The sequence below is a fragment of the Microbulbifer sediminum genome (assembly GCF_021729035.1).
Classification (GTDB): domain Bacteria; phylum Pseudomonadota; class Gammaproteobacteria; order Pseudomonadales; family Cellvibrionaceae; genus Microbulbifer; species Microbulbifer sediminum.
Window position 1 is genome coordinate 52,530 of the sequence record NZ_JAJSAP010000009.1, and the last position, 12,185, is coordinate 64,714.

A 12,185-nucleotide genomic window follows, 5' to 3' on the forward strand; every position below is an offset into this window, starting at 1 on the left:
TGCCAGCCGCACTGGAAATTTTAGGGACCTGACTCCGGTGCCTTACAGGCCGATACCACTCTTGATTTCCGCATCGGCATTATAAAATTTCACGACGGCAATCGCCTGGTCCATGTATTCTTTTTTAATGTCGATGTTTACAAACACTCCATCGTTGGCATGCAGCCCGAGCTGTACGCCCTCATCAGAATTAAGCATGCTCTGGTCGAGAACCCCGGGGCTTACAATGCTGATCTTTTTTATCTTCCTGAAGTCGAGGCTGAATTTTTCCACCGTGTGGTCATAGTCAATATCGACATCAACAGTGCCCGCTAACGAGCGGGTATTAATACCGGCGACATGCTCCTCAAAATCGGAATAGACCACCTTTCCGTCTTTGATCTCCAGTACCTGGGGGTTTGACATAAAGGGGCTGCCGTTGGAAGAAAACAGTCCGGACTGCTCATCAGTTCGGGTAAACAGCCGCACGATCGACTTGTCTGCTTCCGCGGGCGTCAGGCCCGACAATATTGCTTCCTGTTGTTCAGTCATGGCCAGCCGCGCCGCGCATCCCTGAATAACAAGTGCCGCCAACAGGACTACTATTTTTTTCATTAATGCCCCCTAAAGGTAATTATTTTATTCCAGCCAATAAATTAGAACTTAATTCTAATATATTGTTGCGCTTAGTTCATCCTGGACTCCCCAATGCGCTGTTCGGCAGCCAGGCATCGCCAAAGGCTGTGCCCGGCTCAGCCCTTGATACAAACCACCGGCTCGACCCGGGCCACCTTGTGTACCAGCCCCGCCCGCTCGGCGGCGTCGACCACTTCGCGCACATCCTTGTAGGCACCCGGGGCCTCCTCGGCCACGCCGCGCATGGAAGGGCTGCGGATCACGATGCCGCGCGCCGCCAGTTCATCCACCAGCGAGCGGCCCTTCCACTGCCGGGTAGCCTGGCGACGGCTCATGGCGCGACCGGCCCCGTGGCAGGCGGAACTGAATGACAGTGCCTCGCCACTGCTGGCGCCGGCCAGGATATGGGATTCGGTGCCCATGGAGCCGCCGATCAGCACCGGCTGGCCCACCGCCCTCAGGCTTTCGGGTATGTCCGGGTGGCCGGGGCCGAAGGCGCGGGTGGCGCCCTTGCGATGCACATACAGCTTGCGCTTGCGCCCCTGCACCGTATGGGTTTCCAGCTTGCAGGTGTTGTGGGAGACATCAAACAACAGCGTCAGGTCCGCCCGCGGCAGCACATCGGCAAATACCTCGCGGGTAAGGTGGGTAATGATCTGCCGGTTGGCCAGGGCGCAGTTGATGCCGGCGCGCATGGCACCCAGGTAGGACTGCCCCAGCTCCGACTGGATGGGGGCACAGGCCAACTCCCGGTCCGGCAGTTCGATGTGGTGGCTGCTGGCAGCCAGCACCATGTATTTCAGGAACTCGGTGCCAATCTGGTGTCCCAGGCCGCGGGAGCCGCAATGGATAAACACCACGGCGTCATTCTCTTTAAGCCCGAAGGTGTTGGCGATCTTCGCATCGTAAATATCCGCCACCCGCTGCACTTCCAGGTAATGGTTGCCGGAGCCAAGTGTGCCCATCTCGTCCTGCTGGCGCTTGCGGGCCCGCGCGGAGATCTCATCCGGCTCGGCGCCGCGCATGCAGCCCTGCTCCTCGATACGCTCCAGGTCGGATGTCGTGCCGTAGCCCTGCTCCACCGCCCAGCGTGCCCCGCCACGCAACATCGCGACCATGCCCCGGTCATTCAGGTGGATGCGCCCCGTACTGCCGACGCCCGCGGGTATATGCCGGAACAGGGCGTTGGCCAGTTCGGTCTTGCGGCTCTCCACCTCGTCGATGGTCAGGCCGGTGCGCAGGGCCCGCACGCCGCAGGAAATATCAAAGCCCACGCCACCGGCCGAAACCACCCCGCCCTCATCCGCATCAAAAGCTGCCACGCCACCGATAGGAAAACCGTAACCCCAGTGGGCGTCGGGCATGGCATAGGCAGCCTCCACAATGCCCGGCAGGGTCGCCACATTGCACAGCTGCTCGAACACCTTGTCGTCCATCGCCCGCACCAGCTGCTCATCCGCATAAATGATGCCGGGCACGCGCATCTTGCCGAAGGGCTCGATACGCCAGCTGAATTCTGATTGCTGCTTGAGGGGGTAGTGTGTGGTCATGGGTCTGTACCTGACTGCCAGGCTGGATTGGGTGCCGGATGCTCACACATCGACGACACACTGGGCCTGCCAGCTGCCGTCCGGTTGCTGGCGCACCTGCAGGGCAGTATAGGTGGCACCCTTGACCTCGACAGCGGGCTGGTGGCGTCCGCGGTCCACGCGCTCACCCCAGGCAGCCCCCGTTAGTCGGTTGTTATCGATGGCGACCTCAAAGCGGGAAAACAGCATATTGCGACAGGCCATCTCATACACCAGTGCGTTGAGCCAGTCCGCCAGCAACAATTCCGTATCGGGGCACTCGCAACGGATCGGCACCCGCTCCGACGGTTTTACGGCGGCGGGATCCACGATAATTGCAGTCATCGCCAGCGCGGCCTGCTCGAATGCCTGTGCGAGCGTGTCGCCGGAACCGCGGACACCCATATCTGCATCGTGGCTGAAATGCTCCCAGTGTGCTGGCACTTTGCAAGATTCCTGGCTGTGACTAACGGCAGCATAGCAACGGCAACAGGTGGAAGGCGGGCCAGGCCGGGGAGAGGCGAGGCGGCAGGTTTCTCCCTGCCGGAAAGTCCGGTGCGCCGTTACCGCTGGGAGAGAGCACTATCGCGCTGCAATTAATCGGCGAGTGCCGTGGCGGTCGATCCCGCGGCGGGAAATGGCTTGCGGAAAGTAAAGGCGCCCTCGCCCGGGCCCTCCTCCTGCAACAAGGCCAGTTTTTGCGCCGCCTCCTCTATCGACGGCAGATGCCCTTCCGGCACCCACCACAGCACCATATACGGCCCCGGCATTTTTTCGAACCACTCTTTCTTGCGCCGCAACACTTCGATATGGGCACTGCGGTAAACATAGTCGTGCAGTGATTCCAGCGACTCCCAGACTGACAGGTTGGCGATGTAGTCGGCACCGAAGAAATCGATCCCGGTCGCGTCACCCTCTTCCGTCTGCAGGCGCCAGACAAACCCCGGCGAGTCGTCAGCCAACCCGTTGATTCGATCCAGGTTCGCAACAAAATCGGCCAGCTGCGGGGAATCAATCGGCGCTGAAAGCCGGGCGAGGTTTAACTGGGCAAGGTGATAACGGCTCAAAGCTTCCTCCCTGGAAGTGACGTTTGCGTTCCTCGTGGGAAGCATAATTTCCATCGATATTGATACTGCACCGGCGGTGGCCGGCACGGAGCGGAAACACCGGGTGCTGACCCGATGCCCCCAAAAGCTGACCCGAAATTATATTTCCAGAATGTCACACAGGCAGCAACAAGTTCCCCGCAAATCCAGGAACAGGAATTCGCGGCGCCTCAACCCTGGTCGAAAGATATCGATTAGCCGGTGGCGCCGGTTTGATCTTCCTGAATCCGCGCTGTGATAGCATCGGGAAACTTCTCTCGGCGAGAACTTCTAATAACTGCGTAAAGTAAGACGGAGCTTGAAACCACCATGCATCGCACCAGAATTGCACTGATCCTGACGGCCGCGCTGCTCGCAGCCTGCGGCAAGGGGCCGGAGGAACCGGCCTCGCAGGCGTCACCGGATGCGGCCGCCGAGGCCGCCAGCGCGCTGCCCGCAGGCGTCACCCTTGTAGAGACCTTCGATGGCGAGGGCTCGGAAATCGCCATCCCCTACAGCAAGTACAAGCTGGCCAATGGCCTGACCGTGGTCCTGCATGAGGACGATTCCGACCCGCTGGTGCACGTGGACGTGACCTACCATGTGGGTTCCAACCGGGAAGACCCGGGCCGCTCCGGCTTCGCCCACTTCTTCGAGCACATGATGTTCCAGGGCTCGGTCAACGTCGGCGATGAGGAGCATTTCCGCATCATCCAGGAGGCCGGCGGCACCCTGAACGGCAGCACCAACACCGACCGCACGAACTACTACGAGACGGTACCGGCCAACCAGCTGGAAACCGTGCTGTGGCTGGAATCCGACCGCATGGGCGTGTTCCTGGACGCGGTGACCGAGGAGAAATTTGAAGTCCAGCGCGAGACAGTCAAGAACGAACGCGGCCAGCGGGTGGACAATCGCCCCTACGGCCGGGCGCTGGAGACCATGTACGCCGCCACCTACCCGGATGGCCACCCCTACTCCTGGCCGGTCATCGGCTGGATGGAAGACCTGGAGCGGGCCGACCTCAACGACCTGAAGCGCTTCTTCCTGCGCTGGTATGGCCCCAACAACGCGGTACTGACCATCGGCGGAGACATCGACAAGGCGCAGACGCTGAAGTGGGTGAACAAGTACTTCGGCCCCATTCCCGCCGGCCCGGAGGTCGAGGACCTGCCCGAGCAGCCCGCCACGCTGGAATCCGATCGCTATGTCACCCTCGAGGACAATATCCACCTGCCCGCACTGGCGATGATGATTCCCACCGTGCACCGCGGCCACGCCGACGAGCCGGCGCTGGATGCGGCGGCGGCGATCCTCGGCCAGGGCCAGGACTCCATGCTCTACCAGCGCCTGGTGCAGACCGGCCGCGCGGTGCAGGCGAGCGTGTCCCACTCCTGCAAGGAGCTGGCCTGCGAGATGTGGTTTATCGTGATCCAGAATCCCGCCTCCGGCGAGTCCCTGGCGGAGATGGAACAGGCGGTGCGCGAGACCCTCACCGAGTTCGCCGAGCGCGGCGTGACCGAGGACGACCTGGTCAAGTTCAAGGCCGGCTATGAGTCCGGCCGCGTGTTCGGCCTGCAGTCCGTGGCCGGCAAGGTATCCACCCTGGCCGAGTTCGAGACCTTCACCGGCAGCCCCAAGGGGATCGATGAGGAGATCCAGGCCTACCGCGCGGTGGAGACCGGCGATGTCACCCGCGTCTTCGACCAGTACATTGCCGACAAGCCCGCGGTACTGCTGAGCGTGGTCCCCAACGGCAAGACTGATCTGGCAGCGGCACCACAAAACCACGAGTGGAAGCGCAGCATTCCAGAGAGCTATGGCGACGACGACGAAGCGCTGGCCCTGCGCCCGGTGAAAGACAGCTTCGACCGCAGCGTGCAGCCCTCCCCGGGCGTGAACCCACAGGTGGAACTGCCAAGCATCTGGGATACCAGGCTGGAAAACGGCGTGCGCCTGCTGGCGGTGGAGAACACAGAGACCCCCACCGTGACCGTGCAGGCGGTGTTCGACGTGGGCCAGCGGGATGAGCCCCGCGGCAAGGCGGGCCTCACCTCGATGATGGCTTCCCTGATGGGCGAGGCCACTACCGAGCGCAGCGCGGCCGAGTTTGCCGAGGCCATGAAGCGCCTGGGCGCCAACATCAGCGTCAATGCCGGCAAGTACGAAACCACCGTTACCCTCAGCGTACTGGCCAAGCACCTGGACAAGGCTATGCCGCTGATGATGGAGCGCATCCTCAAGCCGGCCTTCACCGGGGAGGACTTCGCCCGGGTCAAGCAGCAGACCATCGAGGGGCTGCAGCAGGCCCGCAAGACCCCACAGGGGCTGGCCACCCGTGCCCTGGGGGCGGTGATGCGCGGACCGGAACACCCGCTGAGCTACCCCACCGGCGGCCTGCCCAGCACCGTTGCCGCAATCACCCAGGAAGATATCAAGGGCTACTACCAGGCCCACTTCCCGACCCACCTGGGCGGGGTGATGGTAAGCAGCAGCCTGCCGCAAGAGGCCACCCTCAAGGCCATGGACGGGCTGGCGCAGCTCGAGGTGGCACAGGCCACCCGCCCCGCCATCGCATTCCAGATGCCAGAGGCCGAGGGCCGCACCGTCTATATGGTCAACAAGGAAGGCGCAGCCCAGTCGAGCCTGCGGGCCAGCCAGCACGCCCTGCCCTACGATGCACTGGGGGATTACTACCTGGCCTACCTGGGCAACTTCCCGCTGGGTGGCAACTTCAACAGCCGCATCAACCTGAACCTGCGGGAAGACAAGGGCTACACCTACGGCGCCCGCACCTACCTGGTGGGAGAGCCGCAGGACGGCCTGTACCTGTTCAGCTCTGAAGTGAAGAAAGAGGCCACCGCCGACGCCCTGAACGAGGTGCTCAGCGAGCTGGCCACCTACGACAAGGAAGGCATGACCGAGACCGAGTTCAACTACATGCGCTCGGCCATCGGCCAGCAGGAAGCGCTCAACTACGAGACCCCGGGCGACAAGCTGGGCCTGCTCAACCGCATCCTGCGTTACGACCTGCCGCTGGACTACCGCTCGCAGCAGAACGCCATCCTGCAGGAAACCGACCGCAAGACCCTGAACAAGGTGATCACCGGTGTCCTGGAGCCGGAGAACCTGTCGATTGTGGTGGTGGGTGATTCAGCCAGTATCCGCGAGGATATCGAGGCGCTGGGCATGCCCATTGTGGAGCTGGACGAGGACGGCTATGTGAAGGAAGCGGATAAACCGGCAGCGAAGCCGGAATCCGCCAGCCTGTAAATTCAATACCATTCCCAGAATGGAAAAGCCCGCCATTCGGCGGGCTTTTTTGGGTCTGTCCTACAAGGCGGCCAAGAGGCCAAAGATGCGAAACAAACCCGCATTTAATAATTGCACGCAGGGATATATTTACTTAAAAAATCCATTACCCTCGAGTAGTCCTCGCCCTTATTCGAGGAAAAGAGGAGTTCACCCCGCTTGTTGCCATTGGTCGAGAGAAATATATCGAAGGTGCCGGTTGTATGACATTGCTGAAAAGTTGGCGAACTGATTGTGCCGCCATCCCGCCGTAAACAGGCATTCTGGTAAGAGTAGCTTTGGGTCCAGGTAAAGTAGAACCTACTCTGTTTTATGATCCTCTTGCCATCAGCGTCGACATGGAACTGCGTTCGGTAAAATGCCCCGTCGAGAAATGCGATTACAAGCACCGTTGCCAGTAGCACAAGCACCCAACTATCCATCTTGTATCCGACAAAGCCAAACCCAACGATCGCAAAAAAAGACAATAGACAGAACGCGATTTTTGATTTCCAGGGCACCCTGAAGCCCTCAACCCACTCTGCCTTATTCATACTGCCTCCTGCTCAAATGAAACAGTCATTGTTGGCGAACTCATCCCATCACTGCAAGGCCGGCATCCTGTTATCACTGCCCCCAGCCAGCCGGACCCGGATTTGCTCACGAGAATCTTTGCTACTCGCGGAGGTGTTCGTACACGGGTTATGCACCTGACAATCTTCGGCTTAATAAGTGGTCCGACCTGACCACGGTGAATCACTCAGAGCACCTGCTTCACAGGTGAAGCAGGTATCCCGCTCTCAGCTCACACCAGTTGATCCTTAGCAGAGAGCGCTCACCGAAAAAAGGCCACCGCTTAGTGGCCTTTCTCCGTGCGGGTCCGTTAACTCAACCGGCCCATGGTGATCAGCGGGTCTCAGCCACACGCTGCCGGTGCTTCGCTGCCCGCGCCGCGTGCAGTTTCTTGTAGCTCTCGATCAGCCGCAGGTGCTTGTCGAGGCCTTCCAGCTGCATATTGGTGGGCGTGAGGCCGTGGAAGCGCACGGTGCCGTTTACCGAGCCCACTACGGCCTCCATGGTTTCCTCACCGAACATGCGCTTGAGATTGGGCAGGAAGTCGTCCAGCTCCAGCTCATCGTCCAGCACGATTTCCAGCACCGCGTTCACCGCCTGGTAGAACAGGCCCCGCTCCACGGTGTTGTCGTTGTACTGCAGGAACATTTCCACGTGCTCCAGCGCTTCTTCATGACGCTGCAGGGCCAGGTAAACAAGCAGCTTCAGTTCCAGCACCGTCAGCTGGCCCCACACCGTGTTCTCGTCGAACTCGACACCGATCAGGGTGATGATGGTCTCGTAGTTGTCGATCTGGCTTTCCTCTAAACGCTCCACCAGGTCTTCCAGCTGGTCGTCGTCCAGGGCGTGGAGGTTGAGGATATCCTCGCGGTAATCCAGCGCCTTATTGGTGTTGTCCCATACCAGGTCTTCCACCGGGTAGACCTCGGAATAACCGGGCACCAGGATGCGGCAGGCGGGCGCGCCCAGGTCCTGGTATTCGGCCACATAGACTTCCCTGCCCATCTCCTCCAGGATACCGAACAGGCGGCTGGCCTCGGTCTCGTTGGTGTCGTGGTGATGCCCGGAGAAATCCCATTCCACGAACTCGTACCGGGATTTGGCGCTGAAGAAACGCCAGGACACCACGCCGGTGGAGTCGATAAAGTGCTCCACAAAATTGTTGGGCTCGGTCACCGCCTCACTGCTGAACGTGGGCGGCGGCACGTCGTTCAGGCCCTCGAAGCTGCGGCCCTGCATCAGCTCGGTGAGGCTGCGCTCCAGCGCCACGTGGAAGCTGGGGTGCGCACCGAAGGAGGCGAACACGCCGCCGGTGCGCGGGTTCATCAGGGTCACGCACATCACCGGGAAGCGCCCGCCCAGGGACGCATCCTTGACCAGGATCGGGAAGCCCTGCTGCTCCAGCGCCTCCACCGCCTCGACGATATCCGGGTACTTGGCCAGCACCTCGCGGGGCACATCCGGCAGCGCGATTTCCTGCTCGATAATCTCCTTCTTCACCGCCCGCTCGAAGATTTCTGACAGGCACTGCACCTCCGCCTCGGCCAGGGTGTTGCCGGCGCTCATGCCATTGCTGAGGAACAGGTTCTCGATCAGGTTGGAGGGGAAGTACACCACCTCACCATCCGACCGGCGCACGAACGGCAGCGAGCAGATACCGCGGTCGATGCGGCCGGAGTTGGTGTCCACCAGGTTGGAGCCGCCCAGCTCGCCGTCCGGGTTGTAGATGGCCAGGCAGTGGTCATCCAGGATGCCCTCCGGCAGCTCGTCACCCGGGCCGGGCTGGAACCACTGCTCGTCCGGGTGATGGACGAACTCGCTGTTGGCGATCTCCTCGCCGAAATACTGGTCGTTGTAGAAGAAGTTGCAGTTGAGGCGCTCGATAAACTCGCCCAGTGCCGAGCACAGGGCAGCCTCCTTGGTGGCGCCCTTGCCGTTGGTAAAGCACATGGGGCTGGCGGCGTCGCGGATATGCAGCGACCAGACATGGGGCACGATATTGCGCCAGGACGCGATCTCGATCTTCATGCCCAGGTCCGCCAGGATCCTGGTCATGTTGGCGATGGTCTGCTCCAGCGGCAGGTCCTTGCCCTCGATGAAAGTGCGGTGCTCCGCATCCGGCTCCACCATCAGCAGCGCCTGGGCGTCCTCGGCCAGGTTCTCCACCGTCTCGATCTGGAAGTCCGGGCCCGTCTGCACCACCTTCTTGACCGTGCAGCGGTCGATGGAGCGCAGGATACCCTGGCGGTCCTTCTCGGAGATGTCCTCCGGCAGCTCCACCTGGATCTTGAAGATCTGGTTGTAGCGGTTCTCCGGGTCGACAATATTGTTCTGCGACAGGCGGATATTGTGGGTGGGGATATCGCGGGCCTTGCAGTAAACGCGAACAAAATAGGCCGCGCACAGGGCCGAGGACGCCAGGAAGTAGTCGAACGGACTCGGTGCCGAGCCATCGCCCTTGTAGCGGATAGGCTGGTCGGTGATGACGGTAAAGTCATCGAACTTGGCTTCGAGCCGGAGGTTATCGAGGAAGTTGACGTTGATTTCCATGGGGGACTACCAGATCTGGAGAATTTGGCCGGGCGTGCCTTCAGAGCGCGGCATTATCCAGTTTTTGCGGCCTCGGGTCTCCCCCATTGTGGCCCCTGCCGGCCAGGGCCGGTACCCGGGATTCAGAGGCGGAAACCCACCAGTCAGCCAGAACAGCCCCCTTACCGGCGTCTGCCGGCCGCCGTCTCAAAGGCCTGCAGTTCGGCCGGCAACTCGCCATAGATCTTGATGCGCCTGATGGACTCCAGGGCCGCATCATTATCGCCGGCCTCGATACCCGCATAGGCCTGCTCAATGTGGTACCGGTACCGCTCCTCCCGCACCACATTGCGCTCCTTCCCCGGCCTGCGGCTCAAGAGCTCGAAGCCGGCAATGGCTACCGGAACAGCGGCCAGGAGAAGCCAGTAACTGTCAAAAGCATCCACGAGCCCCAGCGAAACCAGCATAGCGATAATGGTGACCGCGAGCCCACTGAAAAACCCCAGGCCACTATTGCTGGTGGGGTGCCTGAAGCCATAGCGCTTGTACCACATGCAGGTTTTAACCTCCTGAAATAGTGAGGGCAGCTAACTGGCCAGGGTTGCAATCTTCAACGGCTGCCAGCACCAGAAGCCTGAAATTCAGGGGCATGGCACTCACCAACCACTGCGCACGGAATCCCTGAAAATAGTATTCAATTGGTCCCGCACCACTTTGCCCGCGAGCATGTCCGGCCTCCCCTGGCCCTTGAACTTTTCTTCGTGACCCTCGAACTCGCCTGCAACAAAACGGTCGATGCTCTCGATGCGGTCACCCTCGCCAAACTCGGGGGTGCGCCTCTTTTGCTCCAGCAGTGATGCGATATCATCGCGAATTTCACGTGGAGCCACCGCTTCGACAAGCTTTTCAAACTCGACCGGTGGCACCCCCATTCCCGCCTGGATATACCTGATGGCCAGCAGTGGCCTTAGCACATAAAAATATTTTTTCAGTTTTACCTGGCTTTTATCCAGGTGCTCCCGGGCATTGTTCCTGGCCATATGGCTGTAATGGTAGCAAAGGGCCACGTCGTTTATTGCCTGTGGAGCCAGCTGCTGGAGGCGGGTAGCCAGATCACCCCGTTCTATGTAACGAATCGGGCTTTTCAGCCACTCCAGCAAAGCACCATTCGTGCGCGTAAAAAGATAGAGTGCCTTGCGTAAATCCCAGCCGCTGCAGTCGATCTCATCCACAATCGGGTATTCGATGACATCGCGCCTGCTTTCAACATCGAAAGACAGGTACCAGTCCTCGGGGCGGACGTAAATAAAGCGCACATCGTAGTCCGAATCCGGGGAAGCAAATCCCCACGCCCGGCTGCCCGATTCACAGCAAAACAGGATCTTGACCCCATGCTCCTCTTCGGCGGCTTCCAGCCGCCTGGTGATTTCCTTGCGAACGCTTTCGTCCATTGGTTACTGCCTTTTATTTGTCTCTGTTATTGCGACCAACAGAGTATCGCTTTCGCTGTTAACCACCAACATGAGGCGAATGTACACTCAGCGCCGCTTACAGCAATTTCATTATCTCGCTGACGACCGTGTCCACGCGCTTCGGTAGCACCCGATGGCGCCGGCTGCCCAGATACAGGGTTTCACTGACCGGTCTGGCGAGGCGGTGACTCTTGACCAGCCCGGGCTTCGGGAAGGCCTCGACCGCGAAAGCCGGCAACACGGTAAAGCCCAGTCCCATACTGACAGGCTCCAGGATCAGGCTGATCTGGTTGGAGAAGCCGTGCTGCCTGAACATGCCGGTATGCTCGAACTCCGGATAATTCGCCCCCAGGAGCAGCCCCGCATGGTGGGCGCCATCGGGATGGTCGATAAACCCCAGTTCCATCAGCTGATCCCAGCCGGGCCTGGCAATCCCCGCGGGGGTGACCAGCAACAGGGCCTCGGTAGCAACCGGCTTGCAGCTGACTTCCTCGCGCGCCGATACGCTGGTCATCAGACCGATATCCACTTCGTCATCGGCGATGGCGTTTTCCACGTCCGCATTGGGTGCAAAGCGGTAGTCAATGACGAGTGCCGGGTGCTGCCGCTGCAGTGCCAGCAGTTGGGGATACAGCCGGAGCCCGACACTGCCGGGCGACATGATCCGCACCAGCCCTTCGTAGGCAGGGTCTTCCCCCACGCTTTGCTCAAGGTTCTGCAGTGCAAGGAGAACCTGGCGCCCCTCGCGATACAGCCGCTCGCCGGCATCGGTGAGGGCGAACTGCTTGCCCTCACGGACCAGCAGGGGGTGGCCCAGCTGGTCTTCCAGTTTCCGCACCTGCTGGCTCACGCCGGACTGGGTCATGTGCAGGCGCTCGGCGGTGCGCGTGAAGTGACCCACTTCAACCAGGGTGCAGAAAGTATGCAGCCATGCGGTATTTACCATCACATTCTGTACTCATAACGATCACAAATGATCATTTTACGTGATTACCTATAGTTTGTAATCTGTCCGCACATCGAATCCTGGAACCCCATTAATGGAGGGCCAC

10 protein-coding genes are annotated in these 12,185 nt (G+C 60.5%); 1 reads left to right on the forward strand and 9 read right to left on the reverse strand.

Annotated features, from left to right (window positions below):
• Window positions 1-42: 42 nt before the first annotated feature.
• The 4 genes from LVD11_RS14765 to LVD11_RS14780 all read right to left on the reverse strand — a co-directional run bounded on the left by LVD11_RS14765 (window position 43) and on the right by LVD11_RS14780 (window position 3,250).
• Entirely contained in the window at window positions 43-594 is a 552-nt protein-coding gene (locus tag LVD11_RS14765) for a hypothetical protein (protein ID WP_237060273.1), read from the reverse strand.
• A gap of 137 nt (window positions 595-731) precedes the next feature.
• Window positions 732-2,165, reverse strand: a complete 1,434-nt coding sequence (locus LVD11_RS14770) for an RtcB family protein (RefSeq protein ID WP_237060274.1) — start codon at window positions 2,163-2,165, stop codon at window positions 732-734.
• A 42-nt stretch (window positions 2,166-2,207) separates the two neighbouring features.
• Window positions 2,208-2,627, reverse strand: a complete 420-nt coding sequence (locus tag LVD11_RS14775; protein WP_237060275.1) for an archease — start codon at window positions 2,625-2,627, stop codon at window positions 2,208-2,210.
• Window positions 2,628-2,779: 152 nt separating this feature from the next.
• Entirely contained in the window at window positions 2,780-3,250 is a 471-nt protein-coding gene (locus LVD11_RS14780; protein ID WP_237060277.1) for a DUF3291 domain-containing protein, read from the reverse strand.
• A 348-nt stretch (window positions 3,251-3,598) separates the two neighbouring features.
• On the opposite strand from LVD11_RS14780, the gene LVD11_RS14785 reads away from it, so the two are divergent.
• Complete coding sequence (locus LVD11_RS14785; RefSeq protein WP_237060279.1) at window positions 3,599-6,541, forward strand: M16 family metallopeptidase; 2,943 nt, start codon at window positions 3,599-3,601, stop codon at window positions 6,539-6,541.
• Window positions 6,542-6,645: 104 nt separating this feature from the next.
• Here the strand turns inward: LVD11_RS14785 and LVD11_RS14790 are convergent, their stop codons facing one another.
• From LVD11_RS14790 to LVD11_RS14810, 5 genes are all read right to left on the reverse strand, one after another.
• Entirely contained in the window at window positions 6,646-7,113 is a 468-nt protein-coding gene (locus tag LVD11_RS14790; RefSeq protein WP_237060280.1) for a hypothetical protein, read from the reverse strand.
• A 352-nt stretch (window positions 7,114-7,465) separates the two neighbouring features.
• Entirely contained in the window at window positions 7,466-9,682 is a 2,217-nt protein-coding gene (locus tag LVD11_RS14795) for an OsmC domain/YcaO domain-containing protein (RefSeq protein WP_237060282.1), read from the reverse strand.
• A 161-nt stretch (window positions 9,683-9,843) separates the two neighbouring features.
• Window positions 9,844-10,215, reverse strand: coding sequence for a hypothetical protein (locus LVD11_RS14800; protein WP_237060284.1), 372 nt, complete (start codon window positions 10,213-10,215; stop codon window positions 9,844-9,846).
• Window positions 10,216-10,317: 102 nt separating this feature from the next.
• Window positions 10,318-11,112, reverse strand: a complete 795-nt coding sequence (locus LVD11_RS14805) for a nucleotidyltransferase domain-containing protein (RefSeq protein ID WP_237060285.1) — start codon at window positions 11,110-11,112, stop codon at window positions 10,318-10,320.
• Window positions 11,113-11,209: 97 nt separating this feature from the next.
• Window positions 11,210-12,079, reverse strand: coding sequence for a LysR family transcriptional regulator (locus LVD11_RS14810; RefSeq protein ID WP_237060286.1), 870 nt, complete (start codon window positions 12,077-12,079; stop codon window positions 11,210-11,212).
• Window positions 12,080-12,185: the final 106 nt, after the last annotated feature.

What these genes read in the sequence shown, in the direction of transcription:
- LVD11_RS14765 (WP_237060273.1), bottom strand. Translation starts at nt 594, where the DNA reads ATGAAAAAAATAGTAGTCCTGTTGGCGGCACTTGTTATTCAGGGATGC.
- LVD11_RS14770 (WP_237060274.1), bottom strand. Translation starts at nt 2,165, where the DNA reads ATGACCACACACTACCCCCTCAAGCAGCAATCAGAATTCAGCTGGCGT.
- LVD11_RS14785 (WP_237060279.1), top strand. Translation starts at nt 3,599, where the DNA reads ATGCATCGCACCAGAATTGCACTGATCCTGACGGCCGCGCTGCTCGCA.
- LVD11_RS14790 (WP_237060280.1), bottom strand. Translation starts at nt 7,113, where the DNA reads ATGAATAAGGCAGAGTGGGTTGAGGGCTTCAGGGTGCCCTGGAAATCA.
- LVD11_RS14795 (WP_237060282.1), bottom strand. Translation starts at nt 9,682, where the DNA reads ATGGAAATCAACGTCAACTTCCTCGATAACCTCCGGCTCGAAGCCAAG.
- LVD11_RS14800 (WP_237060284.1), bottom strand. Translation starts at nt 10,215, where the DNA reads ATGTGGTACAAGCGCTATGGCTTCAGGCACCCCACCAGCAATAGTGGC.
- LVD11_RS14805 (WP_237060285.1), bottom strand. Translation starts at nt 11,112, where the DNA reads ATGGACGAAAGCGTTCGCAAGGAAATCACCAGGCGGCTGGAAGCCGCC.
- LVD11_RS14810 (WP_237060286.1), bottom strand. Translation starts at nt 12,079, where the DNA reads ATGGTAAATACCGCATGGCTGCATACTTTCTGCACCCTGGTTGAAGTG.